The sequence below is a fragment of the Tepidisphaeraceae bacterium genome, assembly GCA_035998445.1.
Classification (GTDB): Bacteria; Planctomycetota; Phycisphaerae; order Tepidisphaerales; family Tepidisphaeraceae; genus DASYHQ01.
Genome location: DASYHQ010000008.1, coordinates 39803 through 65887, shown reverse-complemented (window position 1 = coordinate 65887; position 26085 = coordinate 39803). Strand labels below are relative to the sequence as shown.

Annotated in this window: 22 protein-coding genes and 1 tRNA gene; 12 read left to right on the top strand and 11 right to left on the bottom strand. The window is 64.6% G+C overall.

Going from position 1 to position 26085, the window contains the following annotated elements; genetic code table 11:
* Nucleotides 1-167 precede the first annotated feature (167 nt).
* The 3 genes from VGN72_01945 to VGN72_01935 all read left to right on the top strand — a co-directional run bounded on the left by VGN72_01945 (nt 168) and on the right by VGN72_01935 (nt 3695).
* On the top strand, nt 168-1922 hold the full coding sequence (locus VGN72_01945) for an ATP-binding protein (protein ID HEV7298096.1): 1755 nt from the start codon (nt 168-170) through the stop codon (nt 1920-1922).
* A 128-nt stretch (nt 1923-2050) separates the two neighbouring features.
* A complete protein-coding gene (locus VGN72_01940) occupies nt 2051-2545 on the top strand; it encodes a response regulator (GenBank protein HEV7298095.1) in 495 nt (164 codons plus the stop codon).
* A 157-nt stretch (nt 2546-2702) separates the two neighbouring features.
* Nucleotides 2703-3695 (top strand): diguanylate cyclase, encoded by a 993-nt coding sequence (locus VGN72_01935; protein HEV7298094.1) that lies wholly within the window; start codon nt 2703-2705, stop codon nt 3693-3695.
* Nucleotides 3696-4456: 761 nt separating this feature from the next.
* Here the strand turns inward: VGN72_01935 and VGN72_01930 are convergent.
* Nucleotides 4457-5446 (bottom strand): ABC transporter substrate-binding protein, encoded by a 990-nt coding sequence (locus tag VGN72_01930; protein HEV7298093.1) that lies wholly within the window; start codon nt 5444-5446, stop codon nt 4457-4459.
* A gap of 187 nt (nt 5447-5633) precedes the next feature.
* Entirely contained in the window at nt 5634-6428 is a 795-nt protein-coding gene (gene recO, locus VGN72_01925; protein HEV7298092.1) for a DNA repair protein RecO, read from the bottom strand.
* A 126-nt stretch (nt 6429-6554) separates the two neighbouring features.
* On the opposite strand from recO, the gene VGN72_01920 reads away from it, so the two are divergent.
* From VGN72_01920 to VGN72_01910, 3 genes are all read left to right on the top strand, one after another.
* Nucleotides 6555-6627, top strand: a tRNA-Lys gene (locus tag VGN72_01920).
* 102 nt (nt 6628-6729) lie between these two features.
* Complete coding sequence (locus tag VGN72_01915; protein HEV7298091.1) at nt 6730-7140, top strand: hypothetical protein; 411 nt, start codon at nt 6730-6732, stop codon at nt 7138-7140.
* A 201-nt stretch (nt 7141-7341) separates the two neighbouring features.
* Nucleotides 7342-8064 carry an HPP family protein gene (locus VGN72_01910; protein ID HEV7298090.1) on the top strand — a complete coding sequence of 241 codons (723 nt, stop codon included), beginning with the start codon at nt 7342-7344 and terminating at the stop codon, nt 8062-8064.
* A gap of 79 nt (nt 8065-8143) precedes the next feature.
* Here VGN72_01910 and VGN72_01905 read toward each other — a convergent pair whose 3' ends face one another.
* From VGN72_01905 to VGN72_01895, 3 genes are read right to left on the bottom strand one after another with little or no spacing between them, the layout of a single operon-like run.
* Nucleotides 8144-9160, bottom strand: a complete 1017-nt coding sequence (locus tag VGN72_01905) for an ABC transporter substrate-binding protein (protein ID HEV7298089.1) — start codon at nt 9158-9160, stop codon at nt 8144-8146.
* A gap of 17 nt (nt 9161-9177) precedes the next feature.
* The gene (locus tag VGN72_01900) at nt 9178-9945 is read right to left on the bottom strand and encodes an ABC transporter permease (GenBank protein HEV7298088.1); all 768 of its coding nucleotides are present in this window, start codon (nt 9943-9945) and stop codon (nt 9178-9180) included.
* Nucleotides 9942-10724 carry an ABC transporter ATP-binding protein gene (locus tag VGN72_01895; protein ID HEV7298087.1) on the bottom strand — a complete coding sequence of 261 codons (783 nt, stop codon included), beginning with the start codon at nt 10722-10724 and terminating at the stop codon, nt 9942-9944. The genes VGN72_01900 and VGN72_01895 overlap by 4 nt, the downstream gene beginning before the upstream one ends.
* Before the next feature lie 140 nt (nt 10725-10864).
* Here VGN72_01895 and VGN72_01890 point away from each other — a divergent pair, with 140 nt between their 5' ends.
* Nucleotides 10865-13075 carry a hypothetical protein gene (locus VGN72_01890; GenBank protein ID HEV7298086.1) on the top strand — a complete coding sequence of 737 codons (2211 nt, stop codon included), beginning with the start codon at nt 10865-10867 and terminating at the stop codon, nt 13073-13075.
* Between the two features lie 170 nt (nt 13076-13245).
* Here VGN72_01890 and VGN72_01885 read toward each other — a convergent pair whose 3' ends face one another.
* Together VGN72_01885 and VGN72_01880 are read right to left on the bottom strand one after the other, a co-directional pair.
* Complete coding sequence (locus VGN72_01885) at nt 13246-14418, bottom strand: zinc-dependent alcohol dehydrogenase (GenBank protein HEV7298085.1); 1173 nt, start codon at nt 14416-14418, stop codon at nt 13246-13248.
* A gap of 84 nt (nt 14419-14502) precedes the next feature.
* Entirely contained in the window at nt 14503-15282 is a 780-nt protein-coding gene (locus VGN72_01880; protein HEV7298084.1) for an SRPBCC family protein, read from the bottom strand.
* 157 nt (nt 15283-15439) lie between these two features.
* Here VGN72_01880 and VGN72_01875 point away from each other — a divergent pair, with 157 nt between their 5' ends.
* From VGN72_01875 to phoU, 4 genes are all read left to right on the top strand, one after another.
* A complete protein-coding gene (locus VGN72_01875) occupies nt 15440-15634 on the top strand; it encodes a hypothetical protein (GenBank protein ID HEV7298083.1) in 195 nt (64 codons plus the stop codon).
* A 172-nt stretch (nt 15635-15806) separates the two neighbouring features.
* The gene (locus VGN72_01870; protein HEV7298082.1) at nt 15807-18503 is read left to right on the top strand and encodes a hypothetical protein; all 2697 of its coding nucleotides are present in this window, start codon (nt 15807-15809) and stop codon (nt 18501-18503) included.
* A gap of 910 nt (nt 18504-19413) precedes the next feature.
* Complete coding sequence (locus tag VGN72_01865; protein ID HEV7298081.1) at nt 19414-19929, top strand: NADH-quinone oxidoreductase subunit A; 516 nt, start codon at nt 19414-19416, stop codon at nt 19927-19929.
* A 185-nt stretch (nt 19930-20114) separates the two neighbouring features.
* Entirely contained in the window at nt 20115-20768 is a 654-nt protein-coding gene (phoU, locus tag VGN72_01860; GenBank protein HEV7298080.1) for a phosphate signaling complex protein PhoU, read from the top strand.
* A 57-nt stretch (nt 20769-20825) separates the two neighbouring features.
* Here phoU and VGN72_01855 read toward each other — a convergent pair whose 3' ends face one another.
* From VGN72_01855 to VGN72_01840, 4 genes are all read right to left on the bottom strand, one after another.
* Nucleotides 20826-21260 carry a transposase gene (locus VGN72_01855; GenBank protein HEV7298079.1) on the bottom strand — a complete coding sequence of 145 codons (435 nt, stop codon included), beginning with the start codon at nt 21258-21260 and terminating at the stop codon, nt 20826-20828.
* Entirely contained in the window at nt 21260-21655 is a 396-nt protein-coding gene (locus VGN72_01850) for a transposase (GenBank protein ID HEV7298078.1), read from the bottom strand. Before VGN72_01850 ends, VGN72_01855 begins: the two co-directional genes overlap by 1 nt.
* Nucleotides 21656-21787: 132 nt before the next feature.
* Nucleotides 21788-23701 carry an asparagine synthase (glutamine-hydrolyzing) gene (gene asnB, locus VGN72_01845; protein ID HEV7298077.1) on the bottom strand — a complete coding sequence of 638 codons (1914 nt, stop codon included), beginning with the start codon at nt 23699-23701 and terminating at the stop codon, nt 21788-21790.
* A gap of 354 nt (nt 23702-24055) precedes the next feature.
* Nucleotides 24056-25372, bottom strand: a complete 1317-nt coding sequence (locus VGN72_01840; protein HEV7298076.1) for an efflux RND transporter periplasmic adaptor subunit — start codon at nt 25370-25372, stop codon at nt 24056-24058.
* A 135-nt stretch (nt 25373-25507) separates the two neighbouring features.
* Here VGN72_01840 and VGN72_01835 point away from each other — a divergent pair, with 135 nt between their 5' ends.
* Nucleotides 25508-26083 carry a TetR/AcrR family transcriptional regulator gene (locus VGN72_01835; GenBank protein HEV7298075.1) on the top strand — a complete coding sequence of 192 codons (576 nt, stop codon included), beginning with the start codon at nt 25508-25510 and terminating at the stop codon, nt 26081-26083.
* Nucleotides 26084-26085: the final 2 nt, after the last annotated feature.

Here is a 26085-nt window from a genome sequence, read left to right as displayed (position 1 = left end):
TGGGCTCGCGCTTCATTCACGTCCCATAATCACCAGAACGGCTCCAACTCGATCCCAAAACTTCACTTCCTGCCCCCGCTCCGTCGCGTTCGCGTTAACCCGCGCCGCCCGCGCGACGATGATCACGATAGCCGCCGGCTCTAGCCGTTAGCGCCTGCGGCATCGCTATGGGTACTTCCACCGACGAGCCCGACGACTACCGCGCGCTAATGCGCCAGTGGTCGCGCGCGCCGTGGTACCGGCGGTTCAGCGTCGGCATGGGCGTGCAGGGCAAGCTCGTGCTCGCGTTCATGCTCATGCTCACGCTGGCGCTGGGCACGTCGCTGTCGATCTACGTCCACCAGACGCGCACGGTCTTCTGGAACGTGATGGGCGAACACGCGATCGAGGTCGCGCACACGCTCGGCATGGCCAGCGAACGCCAGCTGGCGCGGCGCGACGTGGGCGACCTCGACCGCATCGCCCGGCGGATCCTTCGCAACTCGGCGGTCGCGGCCATCGGGTTCTACGACGCGCAGGGCGTGCTGCTGAGCGTGGCCAGCGCCGATCCGGACATCGACCCGCTCAACATGCAGTTCATGGGGGGCTGGAAGCTCGACACCGCCCAGCTGCTGAAGGTCCGGCGTGGCCAAACGCCCGCGCTCGGCGACTTCGCGTACGCCACCGTGCCCGTCATCCAGATCGCCGAGCCCAACGCGGCGCGGGCGCGCAGCGACACGCCCAACTCCCGGTTCGTGGGATACGTGACGGTCGCCACCACGCAGACCGACGACGAGGCGCACCTGTCGACCATCCGGCTCATGCTGGTGGTGGTCTGCGTCTTCGTCGTGCTGCTGAGCCTGCCGTTGGTGTCGATGCTCGTGCACCGCATTTTCCTGCCGATCCGCGAGTTGGTGCATGCGACCGACCGCATCGCCGCCGGTGACCTGACGGCCCGGGTGGCGGTACATCGGCCGGACCTCATCGGCACGCTGGCGCGGTCGTTCAACGAGATGGTGATCCGCGTGAAGCGCCACCAGGACGACCTGGCCGCAGCCAACGGTCGGTTGGAGGAGGCCAACACGCAGCTGGCCACGGCCAACCTGCAACTGGCCATCGCCAATCGCGACCTTGAGGAACGCGTGCGCCAGCGCACGGTCGAACTGGAGGTGGCCAACCGCCGCCTCAGCAGCGAGATCGCCGAGAAGGAGGAGTTCCTGCGCGCCATCTCGCACGACCTGAACGCGCCGCTGCGCAACATCGCCGGCATGACCGCGATGCTGCTGACCAAGCACAAGGACAAGTTCGACGAGGACGTCGTGCACCGCCTGGGGCGCATCCAGAAGAACGTCGAGATCGAGACGGACCTGATCGGCGAGCTGCTGGAGCTCAGCCGCATCAAGACGCGCCGCCACGACGCCGAGCGCGTCGACCCCGCCGCCATCGTGCACGACCTGGGTGACATGTTCGAGAACGACCTTCGCACGCGCGGCATCTCGCTGCTAATCGAAGGGCCGTTGCCGCACATTCAGGGCGAGCGGGCGCGCGTGCGGCAGATATTTCAGAACCTCATCGACAACGCGATCAAGTACATGGGCGACGGCGAGCGGCGCGAGATCCGCGTTGGCTCGGTTCCGCGAGACGGTGAGGCCGAGTTTTACGTCAGCGACACGGGCGAGGGCATCGAGGCGGGCGAGCTGCCGAAGGTGTTCCAGGTCTTCCGGCGTGGCAAGTCGCAGTCGGTGCAGAACATCGCCGGCAAAGGCGTGGGGCTGGCGAGCGTGAAGAGCATCGTCGAGACGTACAACGGCACGATCTGGGTCGAGAGCCAGCTGAGCCAGGGCACGACGTTCCGGTTCACGATCAACGGGCAGTACCTCGCCGACGGCGCGATGTACGCCAGCCGCGCCACCGGTGGTAAAGGTTTGTTCGCCGCGGCTTGAATGCGCCGTCGCGCCGTAGGGGCAGGCCTCCGTGCCTGCCCGCCTCTGTTCCGGCGGAAATAGACAGGAGGGCAGGCACGGAGGCCTGCCCCTACAGATGTTGAAGTGAGGTCGAGATGTACAAAGACATGCCAAACGCACGCGAACATCGTCCGTCGAGCGAGGTGGCCGAACCGTTCACGATCCTGCTGGTCGACGACGACCCGGACTGCCGCCTGCTCGTGCGCGACGCGATCGCCGAGAGCAAGGTCGCCAACCGCGTCTACGAGGTGCGCAACGGCATGGAAGCGCTGGAGTTCCTCAGCCAGTCCGGTCACTACGAGCGCGCCCCGCGGCCGGGGCTGATCTTCCTGGACATTGAGATGCCCGGCATGGGTGGCCAGGAATGCCTGCAGCGCATTCGGTCGAACGCGGCGTTCAAGGACATTCCAATCGTGATGATGACCGGCGTCAGCGACGAGGCCGAGATGCGCCGCGCCGCCGCCAACGGCGCCAACAGCTACACGATAAAACCGGCAAATGCGGAACAGTTCCTACGAACGGTACTGGCCAGCACGAACTACTGGCTGACGATCCACCAGTACCCCCAACGGCACCTCCCACCGGAGGCGTGCAGGCGGTAGGGTGCGATGCGTCGTGCCGGTTCGGTCGCGACCCGAGGCGAATGTTAAGGAATTCCATTTGTCTGGCCGCGGATCGAATTGTAACTCAATGAAGTACGGCTCTCGTGTGTGGCCTGGAATACGGAAGGCGCAGTAGCGACTGCGAAAGGCGACGTTTGTGGAACCGATCCGACTGCTGATCATCGAGGACGATGCCGACCAGCGCGACCTGATGCGCGAGACGCTCGACGACCACTTTGGCGCCGGCACGGTGACGGCGGTCGGCACCTCGCGGGCCGCGCTCGAGCAGAACCTGGTCACGTTCGACCTGATCCTGACCGACTACAACCTGCCCGACGCCAACGGCATGGACGTGCTGGACGCGATCCGCGCCCGCTGCCATACCCCGGTCATCATGGTGACCGGCGAGAACGTCGGCCACATCGCCGCCGAGGCCATTCGCCGCGGCGCGACCGATTACGTGGTGAAGGTCGGCGACTATTTGTTCACGATCCCGCTGGTCATCGAGAAGAACCTGATCGTCGCCAAGGTGAAGCGCGAGAACGAGTCGCTGCGCCACGATTTAGAGGCCGCGCTGCTGCAGGTGCAGTTCAAGAACGCGCAGCTGGAAGAATCGCTGACGCGCGTCGAGGAGATGGCGGCGACCGACCCACTGACCGGTTTGTACAACCGCCGGCACTTCGGCAAGGTCAGCGAGCAGCTGTTCGCCGAGTCGCAGCGGTACGGGCACGATTTGTCGTGCATCATGATCGATTTGGACGGCTACAAGCAGCTCAACGACAGTTTTGGGCACGGCGTTGGCGACCAGCTGCTGCAACTGGCGGGGCGGGTGATCGGCAGCAACATGCGCAAGATGGACGTCGCCGCCCGCTACGGCGGTGACGAGTTCATCCTGCTGTTGCCCCACGCAACCGCCGACGAGGCGACGAGCGTCATCGACCGCGTGCGCGACGAGTTCCGCACCGAGTCGGCGGCCATCCTGAACCGCGAGGTCGGCGTGAACATGTCCGTCGGCATCGCGTCCCTGGCCGAGAACCGCCCAACGACCGCCGCCCAACTGCTGACCATGGCCGACAACGGCCTCTATCGGGCAAAGGAAGCAGGACGGAATCGCGTGATGCGGTGCGAGGATCTTGCGATGTCGGCGTAGGCGGTGGGCAGTCGCTAGCGGTCGAACAAACATCCGAACGCCGTGGCTTTTTCTTCTGTAGGACAGGCATTCCTGCCTGTCTCTCCCGCCGTCTGTCTGTCCCCCCGTATTCTCTCTCTCTCTCTCTCTCTCTCTCTCTCTTCTGTGGCACAGGCATTCTCGCCTGTGTCTCTTCTGCCTTTGCATTTGGTGGGGCGGACATTGTTGTCTGCCACGCGCGGCGGAGCCGCGATCAAGCGGGGAGCCACGAAGGCGCGAAGGAGGACACGAAGAAGTCCGAAGGTTGTTGCGCGGATTGCACCTCAATTGCGCAGCGCGTCCGTAGAGATGGATAGCGTGCTCTTTGACAATCGAATATGCGGCGCCCAGAACCTCACTGGCCTCCCTCGCCATCACCCGATGGTGCACAATGGTGCAAAATGGTGCACGGATTCTCGTTTTGCCTTGCCCAAACCGCCGTCGAGAGCGGAGGTGGTACGAGTCTCTTGCGTCCGCCTTCGCGTCTGCTTCGCGCCTTCGCGACTTCGCGTCTCTTTTGATTTCCAGGCAGCGCAACACCAAGAGAGGCAGAGAAAAATGTACGTCCCACCAAATGCAAAGGCAGAAGAGACACAGGCAAGAATGCCGGTGCCGCAGAAGAGAGAATACGGGAGAAGCGGACGCCCTGAGAGACAGGCAGGAGTGCCTGTCCTACAGACGACCAAAAAAGAAGGCGGCTTTCGCCGCCTTCTTATCTGACCACTAATGTCTGCCCTGACCGCTCAATACACCGATTCGGGGAAGTAATGCTCCTCCGCGTTCTCCGGCGTGATCAATTCCACGTCGATCATCATGTGACGCGGCATGAACTCGCCGATCGCCTTGGCCTTGCCGTCACGCAAGTTGGAGACCGCGATGTGGATGCCGGCGGCGATCATGCTGGGGGGGTAGGTGATGTTGGCGGGGATCATCGGGTCCTTGTCCATCACCATCTTCACGACCTCCTTCATCCCGGCGCCGGGGAAGACCCACATCTCACCCTCGCGGCCGGCTTCCTTGATCGCCTGGATCGCGCCCAGCGCGACGTCGTCGTCGCCGGCCCAGACGGTGTCGATCTTCACGTGCTGCGTCAGCAGGTTCTGCATGACCGACAGCCCCTTCTCGCGGTTCCACATCGCCGGCTGTTGGCCGAGCACCTTGATCTCGGGGTGCGCCTTGAAGACCTCCATGGCGGCGTTCACGCGGGCGGTGTTCACGGTGCTGGGGATGCCCTCGAGGATGACGAGGTTCGTCTTCCCCTCGGCCTTCATCTTCTCGACGATGAACTGGGCGCTCTTGCGCCCGAAGGCGGCGTTGTCCCCTTCGATGAAGACGTCGGCGACCGGCTTCAGGAAGCCGCGATCGACGTTCACGATGTAGATGCCGCGCTTGTGGGCCTCCTCGGCCACCGGCGTCAGCGGGGCGGATTCCGTCGCCAGAATAACCAGGGCGTCGATCCCCTTGGCCATCATGTCTTCCACGTCGGCGATCTGCTTGGCGGGGTCGGCGGCGGTGGCGTAGGTCCACTCGACCTCCGGGTGCAACGCCATCGCCCGCTTGGCCCACCAGCCGATGCCCGCGGTCCAACCGTGGTCGGCCGCGGGGATGGAAACGCCGATGCGCAGCTTCTTGCCGGCGTCCTGCGCCATCGCGGGACTGGCAGTGAATAACGTGAAGGCCAACGCGGCCAGGATGGTCGTACAAATCGAACGAACGCGAGCGCGAATCGACATGGCAAAGCCTCCCAAAGGTTTGCGGCATTATTACCGCGGGGTGCCCATGGCGCATAGGGGTGGATTGCTTAACCGTTTAGCCGCGAGCTTGCTCGCGATGGGTTTCTCATCAACTGCGCGACCATGGATTCCAGATCGATCGCGAGCAAGCTCGCGGCTAAACGGCATTCGGACCATCCGTTTCGCGCTATCGACCCACAATCGCGCTGGGCACGGTCGGGCCCAGCACGTACCGGGGCATGCGGAACCGACGCCCAAGCTGATGCTCGACGTGGTCGATCAGGATGTGGTTCAGCGGGTCGGTCTGGTGGCGGGTTAAACGGGGCAGGCGCAACGCGGTGCCGTTGGTGCGGGGGAGTTTGAGGATCGACTGGGCCAACCGCAGCAGGCGCACGTCCAGCGACGCCCGGTCGGGCGTGGCGGCCTCGCAGTTACGGCAGATCAGGCCCCCGCGCGACGCCGACATGAACGCCGGCCCACGATCGACCCCGCCGGCGCCGCACTCTACGCAGTTCGAAAGCTCCGGCAGATAACCGCTTTCGCGTAGAAGGTCGAGGAGCAGCGCCAGGAAGGTTTCTTCCTGTTTCGGCGTGCCGAAGTCCGACAATGCGGACTGAAACCGGTCGAACAGCGGTGGGTGGGGGTCGTGTTCCTCGAACAGGTTAGCGCACAGTTCGCCGGTGAACATCGCCAAATGCAGGCCACGCAGGTTCGATCGCAACTGGGGGTGCCCGTCGGCCAAATGCCACTCGGTCAGGGTCTGCAGGTCGCGGACGAGGTCGTGGGTGAAGACGGCGTCACCGATGTCCAAAAGGTCGACACCCCCGTCGAACTTGCTGGCGCCAGCCTTGGTCCGCCGGTGCGCACCCTTTGCGATCACGCGCAGCAGGCCGTGGCGGCGCGTGTAAAGGTGGAGGATTTGTGAGGTCTCGCTGAACTCGACCTTGCGCAGGCAGATGCAGCGATCACTGACGAGCGGCATGCGATGAATTATAGGCGACCGCGGACGAAATACCTGTTAGGCTATAAATCATCACGTAAAGTTTGAGTGACGCTATCGAAGCGATTATGATTCCGGACCTCGCGATCGTGGCGTTGGAGCGCGTGCGAGCCGGTAGCTCAGTTGGTAGAGCAACAGACTTTTAATCTGTGGGTCGTGGGTTCGATCCCCACCCGGCTCAGTCACATTTAAGTACGGTTACCGGTGGTCGGGCGGAATGGGCCCGGGCGCCGGGTGTAGAAGCAGGGGTTGAAAGTTGAGCAGGGGCGGGTGGAGTTTGTCGATGCCCTCTCGTGTGTCCCTGGCCCGTCGCCGCAAGGCGTTTGACGAAGGCCGCCGTGCCGCTACGGACAGTCTGGCGAAGAATCCCTACGCCAATGCGGCCCTCAAGAAACTGTGGGAGACCGGCCTGAAGCTTCAGAAGGCCGGTGAGATCAAGTTCCCAATTCCCCCCTTAAGCCCGGGCAAGCGCCGCGCCGCGACCCCTATGCCGAAGCGTACCAGCCCACCGCCACGCGGTGGGGGTGGCTATGGTGGTGGAGGAGGTTACGGTGGTGGCCGAGGTGGCGATCGCGGGGGCGACCGCCCGCAATCGGGCAACTTCCGCCGACCCGGTGGCCCACCGCCTCGCAGTGGCCCACCCCGCAGCGGTCCACCGCGCGGTGGTAGCGGGCCGACGCGCAGCGGCTGGTAAGGGTCGGTTCTACTCAGGGAACCTGCTGGGTTTGGTGACCGCAAGGGTCACCGGACTTGAGGTGCGCTTGCGACGGACGCACGGCTACGCGATCGATGGTCGCTTGCGGTTTGGCGGAACGCGAGCGTGTCCGTCTGCGAAACCGCCGGCGAATTCGGACGCGCTGCGTTCGCACGCGATCGTTTGGGGGAGCATGATCTCATGAACCGTCGTACCCGTCTGATGTCGCTCGTGGGGTTGGAGCTTACCCCCAACAACCATCGTGAAAAGCTGATCTCGGGCCTCGGCGCGTTCCTTGCGATCGCGGCGGTGGCGCTGTTGACGCAGTGGCAGCTGGGGCCGCTGGCGGTCATGCCGGTGGTAGCCTCGATGGGGGCGTCGGCCGTGCTGCTGTTCGCGGCGCCGCACGGGCCGTTGTCACAGCCGTGGCCGCTGGTCATGGGGCATTTGGTCTCGGCGACCATTGGGGTGACGTGTGCCCGGTTCGTTCCCAACGCCCCCGTGGCGGCCGCGCTGGCGGTGGGCTTATCGGTGACGGCGATGTACTACGGCCGGTGCATCCACCCGCCCGGTGGCGCGACCGCCCTGACGGCGGTGCTGGGGGGCGAGGCGCTGCGATCGATCGGCTACACGTACCTGCTGACCCCGGTCGCTGTAAACGTCGCGGTCATGCTGCTGATCGCGGTGGCGTTCAACGCGCTGTTCCCTTGGCGGCAATACCCGGCGGCCCTTCACCCGGCTCACCGCAAGGCCGGCTCGCCATCGCGCGAAGACTGGGCCCATGCGCTGGGACAGGTCGAATCACTGGCCAACGTAAGTGAAGAGGAACTGATCGAACTGCACGCCTTGGCGCAACGCCACGCGGAGTCGAAGCGCCAATCTCGCCCGGTACGCCGGGAGAAGCGGAAGAAGACGCTGGTTTGAGGTTGGACCGATATAGCCCTCGGTTTACCGGGGGGTGCGATTGTCCCCCTGGTAAACCGGGGGCTATTGGGTTGAACTTCTACTTCTTGGCCATCCCCTGAAGTTCCTCGGTTGTCACGAAGCACTTGGCGGGGTCAACATCGGTGGTGATGGTGCCAAGTTCCTTCAGCTGCTGCACGAGGGTTTGCCAGCGCTGCAGCGTCATCGAGCCCAAACCGTTCGACTTCGTCTCGGCCGTCTGGATCAGTTCCAGCTGCGCCGCGGCGCTGGCAGCCAAGGTTTCGGCGTCCATGGTGGGGTTCAGCTTGCCCATGTCGCTGTTGGTCTCGATTGGGTCGGCCAGGTAGGCGGTCCAGCCTTCCCGCACCGCCTGCACCATGCTAGCGACCACGGCCGGCTGGGCTTTCAGGTACGACTCGGACGTCGCCAGCACCGTCGTGTACGGGTTGTAGCCGGCGTCGGCGATCAGGAACGTTTTGGGCTCGATGCCGATCTTCTTGGCCGCCAGTGGTTCGCTGGTGACGAAGACCTGCATCGCGTAGTCCTCCTTTGTGCGGTACATCGAGAGGTCGCCGAACGGGCTGGGGACGATCGTGAGCTTGTCGAAGCCGTACTTTTGCTTCAGGAAGTCGGAGTAGGGCAGGCCGCGTTCCATCGCGAGGGTGCCGCTGTTCTTGAAGACGTCACCGATGTCCTCGAAGCCGCGCGAGGCGCGGGTCATGATGCCCTGCGGGTTGATCTGGTAGACCGCCATCAGCGCCACGAGCATGTTGCCGTTGGCGCGGGCGCGGACGATCTCGTCGGCGCTGACGATTGCGAATTCCACGCGACCCGCGCCCAGCATGTCCACCGTCGGGGCGCCGGCGCCGCCCGGCTGAATGGCCACGTCCACCCCATGCTTCCGATAGCTGCCCGCCCGTTGGGCGGCGTAGAACCCACCGAACTGCGGTTCGGGCTTCCAGTTCAATTGCAGCGTGACGTCGGCCATCTCGCCCTCGACCACCGCGGCGTCGGGGACGATCTTCTGTTCCTCTCGCTCACACCCGATCAGAGGAACAACCGCAAGCAGCATGGCGAACAGTGGGAACATTTTCATACGATATCTCTCGTGACTTAGGTCTTCCGCTCCGACGCGTGCCAGTGGCGCAGCAGCCCATAGCTTATCGCGTTAATCAGGCCGAACAATGCGATACCGAGCCCAGCCGCCAATAGTAGGCCGGCGAAGACGCGGTCGATCTTCTGCTGTTGCCGGGCGACGACGATCTCACCGCCAATGCCCGAGCCGGTTATGAACTCCCCGACGATCGCGCCGATCACCGCCAGTCCGCCCGCCACGCGCAGGCCGGTCATCATCGCGGGCAGCGCCGCGGGCAGGCGAAGCTTCAGCAGGGTAGCCATCGGGCGAGCGCCGTAGAGTTGGAACAAATCGCGCAGCGCCGGGTCGGTCGACCGCAGGCCGGTGAGCGTGTTGGCGATGATCGGGAAGACCGACACGATGAACGCCGACGCCACGATCGTCTCCAACCCAAAGCCCAGCCAGATGACCAGCAGCGGCGCGATCGCGACGATCGGCACGGTCTGGAAGATGACCGCGTACGGGTAAAACATCCGCTGGACCCACTGCGCCGACGCCAACCCCACCGCCAGAATCACACCAATCACCGCGCTGGCAAGGAACCCCAGTCCCGCGGCCACCGCGGTTTCACCGGCGACGCGCCAGAGGTCGTCGGCGGTCGCCAGTGTACGCGCGACGGTGCTCGGCGCCGGCACGAGGAACGACGGCACCACGCCGGAGCGCACCAGCACTTCCAATGCGCCCGCGACCAAGATCGCGGGGAGGATCGGCAGCATCGCCTGGTTGAGCCAATGGGAGGCATTCATCGCCGTGTCCCACCTTCCAACGCCTCGTACAGCACCCGCATCTGCTTGGCGAACGCCGGTTCACCGCGAATGGCCCCGGGGCGATCGGTGGGCAGCGCGATCTCGTGATCGAGTACCACGCGCCCCGGTCTGGCCGACAGCACGATCGCGCGCTCGGCCAGATACGCGGCTTCCATGATCGAATGCGTTACGAACAGCACGGTCATCCGCTGCGATTGCCATAGCGAGCGCAGCTGTTCGTCAAGGTTCTGCCGGGTGATCTCATCGAGCGCCGCAAACGGTTCGTCCAACAGCAACAGTCGAGGCCGGGTGACCATTGCTCGTGCCAGCGACACGCGCATGCGCATGCCGCCGGACAATTGGGCAGGGTATCGCATAGCGGCATCGGCAAGGCCGACACGCTCCAACTGTTCCATTGCCCGGTCGACGCGCTCTGCGCGCTCGTCGTGGCGCAACTCCAACGGCAGCACGACGTTCTGCAGCACGGTTCGCCAGGGCAGTAGGTGGGCATCTTGAAACACGAACGCCACGCCCGCCCCGGGCGAGTCCGCGGTGTTGCCGACCTGCAAGGTTCCCGCGGTGGCCGACTCCAACCCCGCGATCATCCGCAGCAGCGTCGACTTGCCGCAACCGGACGGCCCGAGCATCGCCAGGAACTGCCCCTGCGGCACCGTTAGTGAGATCGGTGACACGGCCTGCACGCCGGTCGGGAACGTCTTTTCCACATCCTGAAGGATGACCTCGATGGCCGATAAGTTGGATGGCGCCTGCGTACGCATGAGTTTGCGAACTCATCATGGCAGGCGCGAGCGATTCGTCAAATGGATTTGCTCACGTTACTTTACGTGGCGTGATCGCATGAGCGATCGCGCCGCACGACAGTCGTTGTTAGCGTTTTGCCCCCTTGGAGAGCTTGAACATGCTGTATCGCCCGATTTCCGTTGAACCGCTCGAGTCGCGCACGCTGTTTTCGCAGATGGTGTTCCAGGTCGACCCGGCCCAGAGCATCATCCGCCTGTCGGCCGAGGCGCTTGGGGAGGACCTTGAGGGCCAGGGCAGTAACGGGCTGCGCGCGTCGTACGAGGGGCAGTTCACGGTCGACCTCGACGGCGACTCGATCGAGTTCTTGGGCGACGATGACCTGCTCGACGGCAACGTGAGCGCGGGCGACCTCGCCAACGGAGAGGTCGTGCGGGCGCGCAATTCCACGCGCGATTACGACCCTGGCAGCGGCCCGGGCAACTACGGCGGGCAGGCCGATGGTCCGTTCGGCATCGACCTCGGTGACGCCGCCGTCCGCGACCTGGCGTTCGTGATCGACTCGAACGCGGTATCGATCGACTCGGCCGGCAAGTTTTCCACCGGCAACGTCGACGTCCACGTCGTCTCGGGACGCCTCGACTACGACATCGTCGGTCAGGAGGGCTCAGAAGATCTGGCCGACAACAGCGTCAACAACAGTGGTGGTGCCGCGAGCGTGGCGGTCGTCGACGGGCTGACCGTGCTGACGATCCCGGTGAAGATCAGCTACCGCTATTCGAGCGTCGCCAAGCTTACGCTGAGCGGCACGATCGTCGCGACCTCGTCCGGCGACCGCCCGTACGTGGACGCCAACGGGCCCGACGTGGCCGGCGCGCGCTACGACACGCAGTTCATCGTCGGCACCGACGCCACCGTGCCCGCCGTGGACGCGGGGTTGACCGTCGTCGACACCAACAGCGGCTCGCTCGCCGGTGGCGTCGTCACGCTGACGAACCTGGCCGACGGTGGCGCCGAATCGCTCGCCGTCGCGACCAGCGGCACGCCGATCACCGCTAGCTACGACGCGACGATCGGCGCGCTCACCCTCAGCGGCAACGCGACCGTTGCGCAATACCAGCAGGTGCTGCGCACGCTGACCTACGCCAACAGCGACGCGAACGCCACCTTCTCCGACCGCGTCGTCAGCATCGTGTTGAACGACGGCCAGGGCGACGGCTACGCGACGACCAGCACGATCAAGGTGTGGAACCCGAACGTGATCGAGCTGGGCGCGACCGCCAACCGATCGATCATCTACACCGACACCGACGGCTCCCTCGTCCGCATGAGCCTCAGCGGCCCGGGCGTCGCGACCGTGACGTTCGCCGGCGTGGAGAGCCACGACGTCAGCCGCGCCCGCCTGACCGCCGGTGGGGCGGCCGAACTGAAGTCGATCGACATCGCCGGCAGCACGAGCGCCACCCGCCTGGTCATCAGTGGATCGCGCGGCGATGGGTTCGTGAACGTCGGTGACGTTAACGCCCCCGGCGGCCTGTCGACGCTTGGCGCGCGCAACATCAACCTGACCGGCGAGGTGCTGGTCGGTGGCGCGCTGCGCTCGGCGACGTTCAACACGATGAGCGGCGCGTCCCTCGCGGCCGGTTCGATCGGCAGCGTGCTGGTGTACGGAGCGGTGAACGACACCGAGATCAGGGCCAGCGACGCGGCCGGCGCCCGGCCAACCGTGGGACGGGTGACGTTCCGCGCGCCCGCGACCCAACTAAACGTGGCCGCCGCCGGCGCGATTGGCAACATCACCGGCAACGCCTTCAATGATTCGTCGTTCTCTGCGCTGTCATTCGGCGTCATGACCGTCACCGGTTCGATGGTGAATTCGACGTTGGACGCCTACGCCCCCGTCGGCCGGGTGGCGGCCCTGCGCAGCCTGACTGTGCGCGACCAGATGACCGGCACGACCATCGACACCACCGGTAACATCGGCAGCATTCTCGTGCATGCGATGAGCGACTCGCAGATCTACGCCGGCCGGGTCGGCTCCGACGCCTTCCCCGACACGCTGCCCGACTTGGCCGGCGGGGCGACGATCACCTCGGTCGCCATCCGCACGATGAACCGCGTGACGCCATCGACGTTCGGCGACTCGGTCATCGCCGCCAGCACGCTCCGCTCGATTCGCCTGGGCTCGGTCGTCACCCCCAACGGCGGCGAGGCGTTCGGCCTGGCGGCCGATCAGATCGGCTCGCTAACCGCGACGAACGAGCAGGGCCAGAGGCTCAGCCTGCGTCGCCTGGACGACCCGGCGACGATCGATGACACGCTGGCCGCGACCGGCTTCACGTTCAACGATTTGGCGATTCGCATCGTCTAGAGCAATTTCACTTCCTTTGTAGCGGGTCAAGGCAATGTCATCCCGATGGGCTTGGCAACCTGAGGGATCTCCCACGTTCGCGAACCGTCCGCGGGTCGAGATCCCTCCGGTCGGCAAGCCTCCCATCGGGATGACAAGTGCGCGAGACGACAGGTTTTGTCCGCTAATCTTCAAGGCTTCAGCACCACCTTGATGCAGTTGTCCGCCTTCTTCTGGAAGATCTCGTAGGCGTGCGGGGCCTGGTCCAGGGGCAGGCGGTGGGTGACGACGAAGCTGGGGTCGATGTCGCCGCGCTGGATGTGGCCCATCAGGCGGTCGAGGTAGGCCGGCACGTGGGTCTGACCGGTCTTCATCGTCAGGCCCTTTTGCATGAAGGCGCCGATCGGGAACTTGTCCATCATGCCGCCGTACACACCTGGGACCGAGACGGTGCCACCGGCGCGGCAGCAGTTGATCGCTTGACGCAGGGCGTGGGTACGGTCGGTGCCCAGGTAGAGCGCGGCCTTGGCCTTGTCGACGAAGGCGTCGACCGTGAGGCCGTGGGCCTCCATGCCGACGGCGTCGATGCAGGCGTCGGGCCCGCGGCCACCGGTGAGGTCGCGCAGGCGCTCGTAGACGTACTCATCGTGAATGTTGATCGTCGTCGCGCCGCCCTGGGCGGCCATCTCGAGGCGTTCGGGGACGTCGTCCATCGCCACGACCTGTTCGGCGCCCAGCAGGAGGGCGCTGCGGATCGCGAACTGCGCCACCGGGCCGCAACCCCATACGGCGACGGTATCGCCGGGCTTGATGTTGCAGTTCTCGGCCGCCATGTAACCGGTGGGGAAGATGTCGGTCAGGAAGATGACCTGATCGTCGGTCAAACCTTCGGGCACCTTCATGGGCGCGACGTCGGCATACGGCACGCGCACGTACTCGGCCTGCCCGCCGGCGTAGCCACCGGTGAGATGGCTGTAACCGAACAGGCCCGCGGTCGTGCTGCCGTATACCTGTTCGGGCACAACGGCGTTGGGGTTGGTGTTCTCGCAGCAGCTCCAGAGGTTGTTGTGGCAGAAGAAGCACGAGCCGCAGCAGATGGTGAACGGCACGACGATGCGGTCGCCGATCTTCAGCTTGTCCTTGTTCACGCCGTGCCCGAGTTCGACCACCTCACCCATGAACTCGTGCCCGATGATGTCGCCGGCCTGCATGCCGGGGATGTAACCGTCGTACAGGTGAAGGTCGGACCCGCAGATGCAGGTGCTGGTGACCTTGATGATCGCGTCGCGCGGGTTCAGGATTTTCGGGTCGGGCACGTTGCTCACGCGAACGTCGTACTTACCGCACCAAGTGACTGCTTTCATGACGGGCTCCGTGGTCTTGTCGTGTTATCTATGTGGGGGATGGCTGGTTGCTAAAGCGACCAGCCCGGTTCACGCGCGTGGCATTCAGGCGCCGCAACTGCCTTTGGACTGGCCTTCGATCGTCGGGATCTCCCCGGTCTCCATAAGGCGTTTGAAGCGGCGCAAATCCTCACGGATTTGCTGCTTGGGTTCCTCACCGAACAGCGTCGCGACCCACTTGCCGACCACGCCGGCCGGGGGGATATAGTCGATCGTCACCTTCACGACCGTGCCGCGGCCGGCTGGGGCCTGGATGAAGCGGACGCTGCCGGCGTTGTCGACGTCTGCGTTGGCCAGCGACCGCCAGGCGATCACCTCATCTTGGACCTCGTTGATGATCTCCGCGTCCCATTCCACGCTGCGACCCGCGGGGGCCTTGGCGACCCAGTGCGAGCGGTTGCCGGCGAGCGTGCGGACCTCCTTCAGGTGGTCCATGAAGCGCGGGAGATTTTCGAATTGACGCCAGAACGCGAACAGTTCGGTGCGCGGGCGGGCGATGGTGACAGAATGTGTGACGTGGATGCCCGACTCGTCGTACTCTTCCGGCGCCGCGGGGCGTTCGGCCGAGCGCATGCCCAGTACACCGTACGCGTGGCAGTAGCCGGTCGTCGCGCGGTAGGTCAATCCCGCCGCCACCGCCAGCATGGCCACGCCGAGCGGATCCCGGCGTTTAAGGCCTAAGCCCGCCAGCACGGCGCCAACTGCGACGCTGGCGAGTCGCTCCGGCGCCGCCACGTTCACCCTCGGCCCGGCCGACACCTGCGACATCGCCGAGCTGATTTTTTCCTGTGCGGGCCTGATCGTGTCCATTATCGCCTGCGTCATTCCGAACCTCCGTTAAGGCTTCAAGTTGCTCTGTGGTCGGTAACAAAGCGGGTGCCAGCCGTCGCGTGCGTGGTCTCAGTGAAGTTCTGAAACAGCGACTGGTGGTGAGCTGGTGCGGCGTTTGCTCGTGACCGGGCATCTCTAACCCGGAGGTGCCATGCCACAAGGCGACAAGTCCAGTTACACGGATAAGCAGAAGCGAAAGGCCGAGCACATCGAGGAAGGCTACGAGAAGCGCGGCACGTCGAAGAAGGAAGCCGAACGCCGCGCCTGGGCCACCGTCAACAAACAGTCCGGGGGTGGGAAGAAGTCCGGCAGTGGACGCAAAAGCGCGAGCAAGTCGAAAGCGTGACGGTCGTGTTGCTTCTCCTATAGCCCCGGGCTTGCCCGGGGGTCTTATCGATGAACGAAGAAGAACCCGGGCAAGCCTGGGGCTATGTGGGGCAATTCTGACGCGTCCGAAAAAATTCCCTTTGTAAATCAAAGTTCTACGCGCCGTCGGTCCGATAACGCTCATACGGACCATGCGCGCCCTCTCCGCCCTCATCCTCCTGCTCTCATTGGCGTCCCTGGCGCACGGTCAGACCACCGACGCCCGGCGGGTGTTGCGCAGCTTTGATTTCGAGGAGCGCCAGCTTGGCAACGTCGAACCGCTGCCCATGAACTGGGTGAAGGTGGAAGGGGACGCCCAGCCGCACTACGTCAACGGCCAGCTTGCCTCCGACCGCGCCCGAAGTGGCAAGTACAGCTTTCGATACGACCTCAACGGTGGCAGCCTCGTCTACCGGTACGAATCGGGTCGGATCAAGATTGAACGGGACGCCCACTACCGCGTCGAGGGGTTCTGCCAGACCACACCAATGGCTCACGCGCGGGTGCGGATGACCGCCTACTTTACCGATCTCGACCATCGCCCCGTTGAAGCCAGCATCGTCCGGTCCGAGCCGTTCGTTTCCCCCGCTGGCAACCGCGATTGGCAGAAGATCGCCGTCGAGCTGACCGCGACCGACCCAGACGCCACCTACCTCGTCGTGGAACTAAGCCTGCTGCAACCGGCGATCTACCGGCCGACCACCCTTGGCAAACAGGCGCTGTTCCCGCAGGACATTCGCGGCAGCGCGTGGTTTGACGACATCAAGGTCTCGCAGGTGCCGCAGGTCACCCTTAGCACCGACCGCCCAGGCAACATCTTCCGCCCCGGTGACTCGCGACGGGTCGGCGTGCTGGTGAACGACAAGTTTACCGACGACCTCTCGGCCCAGCTGGTCATCACCGACGCCGACGGCAAGTCCGTCTACCAGCGCAGTGGCGTGCTCGACATGACCGGCGCCCAAGTGCTCGGCCCCAACCGCAAGCACGTCACGATGTCGCTGCCCGAACTGCCCGCGGGGTGGTACGAGGCGCACCTCGTGATGAGCAGTGGCGGCCATTACGTGGGTGAACAGGAACTGGCGTTCATCCAGCTTGCCGACCGTTGGCCGTTGCGCGGCTCGATGCCCGATGCGCGGTTTGGCGTGACGGCCCTCGACCTGCCGTTCGACGGCTGGGACGAACTGCCGGAACTGCTGCCCTACCTGTCGGTGGGGCGGGTGAAGCTGGCGGTCTGGAGCGCCTCGGGCGACATCGAGAGCGTCGACTCGATCCGCTTCGACACGCTGCTCGAACAACTGCAGGCCATGGGCGTCGCGCCCACCGCCTGCCTCACCGAACCGCCACCGGAGATGAACCAGCGGCTGGGTGGTCTGGGCTGGCCCGGCCTGCTGAAAGCGCCGAAGGAAGCATGGCAGCCTCAGCTGTCTTACCTGCTGGCCCGGCATGCAAATCACCTCGATCGCTGGCAGCTTGGGGCCGACGGCACCGACGCGTTCGTCACCGATCCTGCGATGCGGCAGGTGTATCACGCCGTCTATGCCGAGTTCGCCAATCTGCTGATGAAGCCCGACCTGGCGATGCCCTGGCCGGCCTGGTACGAGCTGGATGGGGAAATGCCGGCGACGGTGGCGCTCTCGGTGCCGCCCAGCGTGCTGCCGAGCCAGTTGCCGTTGTACATGGACGACCTGACCGCCCAACGAACCGCGCAGGCGTCGGGCGGGGCGACCGGTGCGCCACCGGCGTTGTCGGTGTCGCTTCAGTTGCTGGACGCCAAGCAGTACGGCCGGCAGATGCAGATCCGCGACTTCGCCGAGCGCATCGTCTACGCGCTGGCCGGTGGCGCCGCCCGCATCGACGTGCCGCTCCCGTTCACGGTGAAGCGCCATGGGCAGGGCTTCAGCAAGCAGCCGCAAGAATTGCTGATGATCGTGCGCACGCTCATGACCACGCTGAGCGGCGCCACGTACAAGGGCAAGATGCCGATGGCCGAGGGCATCGAGGCGTTTCTGTTTGACCGCGCCGGGCAGGGCATCGTGGTGCTGTGGGACCGATCGGCCGTGCCGGGCAAGGCCAGCGGTGAGACGGTCAAGCAGCTGACGATCGACCTGGGTGAACGGCCGGCCCGCATCGATTTGTGGGGCAACACCACGCCACTGCTGGCCAACCCCGGCGCCGCCGACGGGAAGATGCTGCTGAGCGTCGGCGCGATGCCGACGATCCTGGTGAACGTCGACGCGCCGCTGGCCCAGATGCGCGCCAGCGTGTCGATCGACAACCCGCTGCTCGAAAGCAGTTTCAAGCCGCACGAGCGGCACCTGCGATTCAGCAACCCGTACCGGCAGGCGATCTCCGGTCAGGTGAAGCTGCGGGCGCCCAACGGTTGGACGCTGAACCCGCCGACCTTCACGTTCAGCCTGAACCCCGGCGAGACGTTCGACCGCGAGATCGCGATCGAGTTCCCATACAACAGCTTCGCCGGCCCCAAGACGCTGGACGCCGAGTTCGCCGTGCAGGCCGACAAGAACGTCAACTTCACCGTGCCGATCACCGTCACGCTGGGCCTGAGCGACGTGGGCATCCAGACGATCGCGCTCCGCGAGGGCAACGACATCCTCGTGCAGCAGATGATCACGAACTACGGCAACGAGGCGATCGACTACAACGCCTTCGCGATCTGCCCCGGCCAGGCGCGCCAGGAACGGCTGGTGACGGATCTTGGCCCCGGCCGCACGATGCTGAAGCGCTACAAGTTCAGCAACGTCAACCTGCCCCCCAACGGCCGCATCCGCAGCGGTGTGAAGGAACAGATCGGCACCCGCATCCTGAACGAGGAAGTGCCGGTGCAGTAGGCCGTCGCCGCCTTCCCCGCGCCATGCACTTGACGAAACGGCCGCACAGATCGTCATCCTGAGGTAGTCCGAAGGATCTCCCCCCGTATTCACGAGAAGAAAGAGATCCGTTTCTGTCTTCTGTAGGACAGGCATTCCTGCCTGTCTCTCCCCCCGTCTGCCTGTCCCCCCGTACTCTCTGCCTCTCTTCTGCGTCACAGGCATTCTTGCCTGTGTCTCTCCGCCGGTGGGACGGACATTCTTGTCCGTCTCTCTTGTGTTGCGCTTCCATGAAGTCAAAAGAGACGCGAAGGCGCGAAGTCGCGAAGCAGACGCGAAGGAGGACACAAAAACTTCGGACCACCGCGGCTCTCGACGGCGGTTTGGGTAAGGCGATTCGCGAATTCGTGCACCATTCTGCACCATTTTGCACCATCGGTTGGGGCGTGAACGTCGCCGCGACGTCTCGTACACACACTGTTCGGTTGTCAAAGAGCACGCTATCCATCTCTACGGTCGCGCTGCGCGATTGACCTCGATTGAGCGCAACGCCATCGGCTTTTTCTTCGGGTCCTCCTTCGCGCCGTTGTGCCTTCGGGGTTCTCCCGTATTCTGCAATAAAGCCAAATCCCAAGCCCCAATGCCAAACAAATGACCAAGCACCAAATCCCAATCAAAGGCATTTCCTGCTCCGTGTCTGCCTCTGTGCGCTCTGTGTCCTCTGTGGTTCAACCTCTTCTTCGCGCCACCTTCGCGACTCCTTCGCGGCCTTCGCGTCTAACTCTTCTAGATTGAATACGGGGGGAGAAGCAGACGGGGGGAAAGACAGGCAGGAATGCCCGTCCTACAGAAGAGGGCGGGGTGGGGCTAAACTAGGCGGGGGCCGCGGGCTTTCTTCGTCGAGCGTGCAATCCTATACTCCGAGGTCGCCATGGAAGTCCTGCTCTCCATCGTCCTCTTCGTCGTGCTTGGCGGGGTGTTCGTCTTCGCGAACCTGACCATCGGGTCGCTGGCGCGACCGAAGCTGCCCAATGCGCAGAAGCTCGAAGCGTACGAGTGCGGCGAGCCGTCGATCGGCAGCAACTGGGTGCAGTTCGATCTGCGCTTCTACATCGTTGCGCTCGTGTACCTCGTGTTCGCCGTCGAGATCGCGCTGTTCTACCCCTGGGCGGTGGCCTGGGGCGACGCGGTGCGCATTGCCAAAGAATCGGGCCTGCCCGACGCGTTCGCGGTGCGGCAGGTGGCGATCGTCGACATGCTCTTCTTCTTCGGCGTGATCCTCATCGGGTTCGCATACCTCTGGCGCTTCGGATACCTCGACTGGGTGCGCACGGCGACCGTTTCAAACCTGCGGGATGACACGCCGGCGGTCCAGTCGTCGGATGCGGTGAGCGGCCCATTGGAAGGGGCGGGGAACCTGCTCACTGAGGCGGCCAAACCAGTGTAGTGACACGGGGGCGTTCGCTAGGGGCGCGTTAATTCCGAATCTTGCCCCTGTTAAGCGCTATGAATCTTCAGCCGATGCGTTAAACTGGCGCGATGGTGGCAAGATTTCCTTGCCGCCCGAAACAGGTATGCCGCCGCGATGGGACGACAGTTCCCGCGCGACGCGGTCACGGCAGGCGTTCACCCATGGCCATCAACTTCACCGATCAGCTTGAGACCCTCCAGAACCGCCTGGCCCGCATGAGCGCACTCGTGCAACAGGTGGTCGAACAGTCGGTCGACTCCATCGTGTCCTGCAACGAGCGCCTCGCCGAGCAGACGATCGCGACCGACAAGCGCGTGGACGACGAGGAGGTGGAGATCGAGAAGCTCGCGATCAACCTCCTGGCGCTGCACCAGCCCACCGCGATCGACCTTCGCATCATCATGACGGTGATCAAGGCCAACTCCGACCTCGAACGCATCGCCGACTGTGCCGTGAACTGCGCCCAGCGCGTCCGCCCGCTTGTGCTGGAGCACAACTACCGCGCCCCGGCCGACCTGAAGCTGATGGGCAACAGCGTCGTCAACCTGCTCCGCAGCACCCTGAAGGCCCTAAACCTCGGCGACCAGAACCTGGCCAAGGAAGTCGTCCGCAGCGACGACGTCGTCGACGCGCTCTACGCACAGATCGTCCAGGACATGCTCTCGAACATGCAGGGCAGCGACACCGAAGTGAACTTCGGCAACATCATGATGGCCAAGAATCTGGAGCGCATCGGCGACCACTGCACGAACATTGCCGAGGACGTCATCTACGTACACACGGGGTTGATCATCCGGCACTTGCACGCGCTGTAGGGTAGGCTTCCTTGAATTCGATGGATTGAAACTGGCCTGGTTGCTTAAGAGCCTGTTTCACAACCCGCTTCGGTAGTGGCGGAGGCGGGTGTAACAGAGCATCGCGGCGGTCAGGTCGTGGAACGCCTGGAAGTGCGCGTGGCACTTCTCGTAGCACAGTTTGATGCGCCGGCTGTGGCCGAAGTTCGCCAGCGTCTGCTCGACGACGCGGCGGATCACGCCCAGGCCGCTGCCGTGGTCGGCGACGCGACGCGGCCGACCGTCCTTGCGCGGTCGGCCGGGGTCGGCGCGTTCGGCGAGCACGGGCTCGATGCCCGCATCGGCGACCAATCGACGCGTGGCCGGGAAGCCGTAGCCCCGGTCGCCGTGCAGGCTGCCCACGCGCAGCCCCATGGCCGCCAGCCGGTGCAGCAGCGTCGGCACCGCCTGCTCGTCGCGCACGTTCGCCGCGGTCGTGCAGACGGCCAGCGTCGTGCCGCACGCGTCGACGATCAGGTGACGCTTGCACCCACGCTTGCCGCGGTCGACCGCGTTGGGCCCGGTGTGCGCCCCCCAAAAACGGCCCGCACGTTGGCGGCGTCGACGATGCCAAGGCTGTGGTCGACCGCGCCGACCGCCGCCAGGCGGTCCAGCGCCCGGCGGTGCAGCGCGGGCCAGACGCCCGCGGCCGTCCAGTCGCGCAGGCGTCGCCAGCAGGTACTGCCGCTGACGCCGAACGCCTCGGCTGGCAGGTACTGCCAGGGGATGCCGGTCTGCTTGACGAACGGGATGCCACGCAGGCACTGGCGGTCGTCGCACCAGCCGCGCCCCCCCTTGGGGTGCGCCGCGTGGGACGGCAACAGCGTCCGCACGTCCTCCCACACCACGTCGGGCAACAGCTCCTTCATCATGACCTCCGTGTCGTTCCACAATGGTAGGCACGCACCGGTTGTGAAACAGGCTCTTAGTCAAAACGTAATACTGGCCTGGTTGCTTCAGCAACCAGGCCAGTTTCTTTTCACTTGTCTATCGAGCCAACCTTACTGCTGACGCCACCACAGTTCCAGCATCAACAGCGCATACAACCGAGCCGCATGATTGGCCCGGCCTGACGCGTGTTCTTCAACTAAGTACCGCACCACGTTCCCGTTGAAGTACGTGCTGGCGAACGAGTCGGAGGCGAATAGGCAGTCGTTCAGCATCGCCTTGGCGGCCGCGTCGTTGCGGAACCAGTCGGCAATCGGCAAGGCGAAGCCCTGCTTTTGGCGGGTGAAGACCCAGCCGGGCAGGAACTTGCCGAAGGCCTCGCGCAGCATGCGCTTCGGGCCGCCACCGATCAGTTCCTGCGTCTCCAATCCAGCAGCGAAGGTGACGAGGTCGGGGTCGAGGAACGGGCTGCGCACTTCCAAGGCGTGCAGCATCGTGGCGCGATCGACCTTCGTCAGCAGATCGTTCGGCAGGTACGAAATGCGGTCCAGCGCCAGCGCCGCCTGCACGGCGTCGCGGTCGCCCATCCAGGCGTCCAGTGAGCCGGCGATGTAGTCGACGTAGTGCATGTCGACGGCGTGCTCGCGGAACAGGTCTGCGATCATGTGCGGGTCGAACAGGCGGTGGTAACTGGCGTATCGTTTGCCGGCGTCCTGGTCGATCGTCTGCAGGAAGCGCGCAATCTTCGACTTGCGCGACTTCGGGTGTGCCGACGCCACCATCTCAGCGCCGCGCGTCGCCAGGTGCCGCCGCACCCAGCGGGGCAGTCTGCGCACGGTCGAGTCGTACTTCATGGCGCGGTACCGCGCGTATCCGCCGAACAGTTCATCGCCACCATCACCACTGAGCGCGACGGTCACCAGCTGGCGCGTCTCGCGCGCCAGGTAATGCGTGGGCAGCGCGGATGAGTCCGCGAAGGGCTCGCCGAACACCGTCGCCAGCATGGGTAGGTCGTTGACGGCGTCGGGCTTTACCATGAACTCGTGGTGCGTGGTGCCCAGGTGGGCCGCGATCTCGCGGGCGTAGGGGGTCTCGTCGTACTGCTTGTTTTCGAAGCCGATGGAGAACGTCTGCGTCGGCGCGTCGGCCTGGGCGCAGGCGGCGATGACGGCTGAGTCGATCCCACCCGACAGGAACACGCCCAGCGGCGCATCGCTGACCAACTGCCGCCGGACGGCTGCCGCCACCAGTTCTCGCGTCCGGTCGACGGTCTTGGCGGGGCTGGCGTCGCTCGAGCGCAGGTTCGGGTCGTAGTATTCCTTCTTCCATACCTGCCGGCCGTACTGCCACTTGGCCATGGTGGCCGGCGGCAGAATCGCGGTGGAAGTGAAAATCGTGTGACCGGCCGACCCTTCCATGTATCCGTAGCGCAAGTAGTGCTCGAGCGATGGCCGGCTCAGCGTGGCATCGAACCAGGGCAACCGGCGCAGCGCCCCAAGTTCAGATGCGAACGCGACCACGGTCGCCGTGCCCGCGTTGGACGCCGTCCAGTACAACGGCTTTTGCCCCATGCGGTCGCGGGCGAGCAACAGCGACTGCTGGTCTTCGTCCCAGATCGCCAGCGCGAACATGCCGTTCAGCTTCTTGATGAAGCCGTCCTTCCACGTGTCGTAGGCGACCAGCAGCACCTCGGCGTCGCCGTTGGTGCGCCACTCGTAGTCGGGGCGGGCGCTGGTCAGCTCCTCGCGCAGCTCGCGGTAGTTGTAGATCTCACCGTTGAAGATCATCGTCTTGAAGTCGATCGTGAACGGTTGCATCGACCGCGGATCGGGGTCGATGACCGCGAGCCTGCGGAAGGCGAACGCGACCTGGGGCGTGTCGAGGGAGATCTCCGACGCCTCGTCGTTGAACCAGAGCCGCTCGCCATCTGGCCCGCGATGGGCAATGGCGTCGCTCATCCGCGCCAGCGTATGGCGCGAGGTCCGATATCGTTCATCCCACGCGATGATGCCTGCAATTCCACACATTTACGAAGTATATCGGCTCGTTACAGGTTACACATAATGCCCATGTTCACATGGGCAAAACATCGGCCGTAGAGCACAATAAATCGTGCCAGAATGACGACTTATCGCTCAACCGAACCCGATGGTAATCTGCAGGGGTGTGGAGGCAAACGTCAAAAGATCCTGAACGTGAAGATGGAAAAAGCGTAGCGGTTGTGCGGGACTTGCGTCCTGTAGGGGTGATGACGGATTCTGGCTATCGCTACTGTGACTTTGGCTCGTGCTGCCGCGGGTCTGGATAGGCCGCGGGATCGAGTCACAGTCGAACGGATCCTCGTAACTGATCGCCCCAACAACCCGGGCGGCTGTCCGGGCTTACTGCGCCGGCTGGGTTGCCGGCGCGACCGTCACCGGCATGTCGTTGGCCAGTCGGCCAACGCCGCCAACGATCACTTCCAGCGGTTCGGTGAGGCCGGACGTCAGCTCGACGAACGCGCCCTCGTTGCCAGGCGCGGTTTGTATGCGATGTTCTTTGGCTTTACCGTCCGCGACGGAAAAGACCTTGCTGGCGCCGGCGAAGGTAGTGACGGCGTCGCGCGGGACGAAGATCACGCCTTCTTGCTCGTGCGTCGCGATCGCGCCACGGGCGAACGCGCCGGGTTGCAGTTGACGGTCGGGGTTGTGGAACAATGCCTCGATCTGGAACGTGCGGTTGGCCGGGTCGATCTGCGGGTTGATTCGCGAGAGCGTGCCGGTGAATTGCTTGGGGTAAGCCTCGACGTGCATTGTGACCGCTTGGCCGGGCTTGATCTGACCGACGAAGCGCTCGGGCACGCTGGCGCGCAGCTTGATCGGATCGTCGGCGATCAACCGGTACAGCGGCGTGCCGGCCTGCACGTATTCACCCACCGAAACCATCCGATTCGCCACGCCGAACGACACGTTCGCCGGGTTCGTCGTCGCCTGTACATGCGCCGAGCGCGGCACGGCCACCACCGGCGCTCGGAGCGTCGTGTCGGTCAGTCGCTGGGTCGCGATCGCCAATTCGGCTTGCCGCGAGTACGCCTCGCTCACCAGGGCGCGGGCCGTCAGCAGTTCCACGTCGTAGCCGCTCTGCGCCACGTCGAACGCGGTGCGCAGGTCGGCGAAGTCCTGATCGCTGATGAGCGGTTGCGCCTGATCGTGCAGTTGCTTGCCACGGTTATAGCGGGCCTCAGCGTTCGCCGCTTGCAGCTTCGCTCGCCGCACGGTGGGCACGTCGACGGGGTTGAAGTCGCGGGGGGGCATCTTTTCGAGCCCCAGCCGCGCCAGCAACTCGTTGACGGCCATCTGCTTCGATCGCTGTTCCAGTTCGTAGTCGGTCTTGTCGATCTGCACGAGCGGCTCGTCGGCGGTGACGCGATCACCGACGTCCTTGAAGATGTCGGCGATGCGGCCGGGCACCTTGGCGCTGATCGTCACGTCCTGATCGCCCCAGAGCGTGCCGGTGATCTCGACGTTCCGCGTTACCGTGCGGGCCTCAGCCTTGGCGACCTTCACCGGGATCGGCTCGGCCTTTTTCGGTCCACCCCGCGCCTCGGGTTCTTCGCATCCTATAATGAGCGCGAGGCTGAGCGTCGCGGTCGCCACACCGACGGCACGGGCAGCGCCGGACAAGCGGGCGAAAGTGGAACGAGGCTGATGGTCGAACATGGGTTTCTCCACAGGGATTGCCGTGTTTTCGCGTTGCTGGCGATGACCGAACGACCTAGAATACCGACCGGTCAGTTTTACTCGTCTGTCGGACTATAGAACCCTCTCATCCGTCGGGCAACACGGGATTTGCGAATGCGACTGCGGGACGACAACAAGCGAAAACACATCACCGCCGTCGCGGCCGAGCTGTTCGCCAGCGAGCCCTTCCACAAGGTGCGCCTGGACGACGTCGCCGCCGCCGCCGGTGTGGGCAAGGGGACGCTCTACGTTTACTTCGACAGCAAAGAAGACCTCTACTTCTCGATCATCTACGATGGCTTTGCCGAGATGGTCGCGCGGTTGCGCGGGCCGCTCTCTGACAGTGGAAGCGGCGCCATGGTGCGCATCGAGACGCTCGTGAATGAGTTGGCCCGCTTCGCGTACCAGCATCCACCGATGTTCGAGCTCATGCGTAACCAAGGCGTCTGCAAGGCTGAAACCGACTGGGACGAGAAGCGCCACGAGCTGGCGACGCTGATCGAACAGGTCATTCGCGACGGCAACGCGAAAGGGGAGTTCTGCGACGCGCAGCCGCAACTGACGGCGGCGTACATCCCCAGCTTCGTGCGGTCGGCGATGCTGTTTGGACCAAAGGAACTCACACAGCAGGGTGTCGTCGACCACATCATGTCGCTGCTTCGCGGTGGCATCTGCCAGAGGAACCCATAACC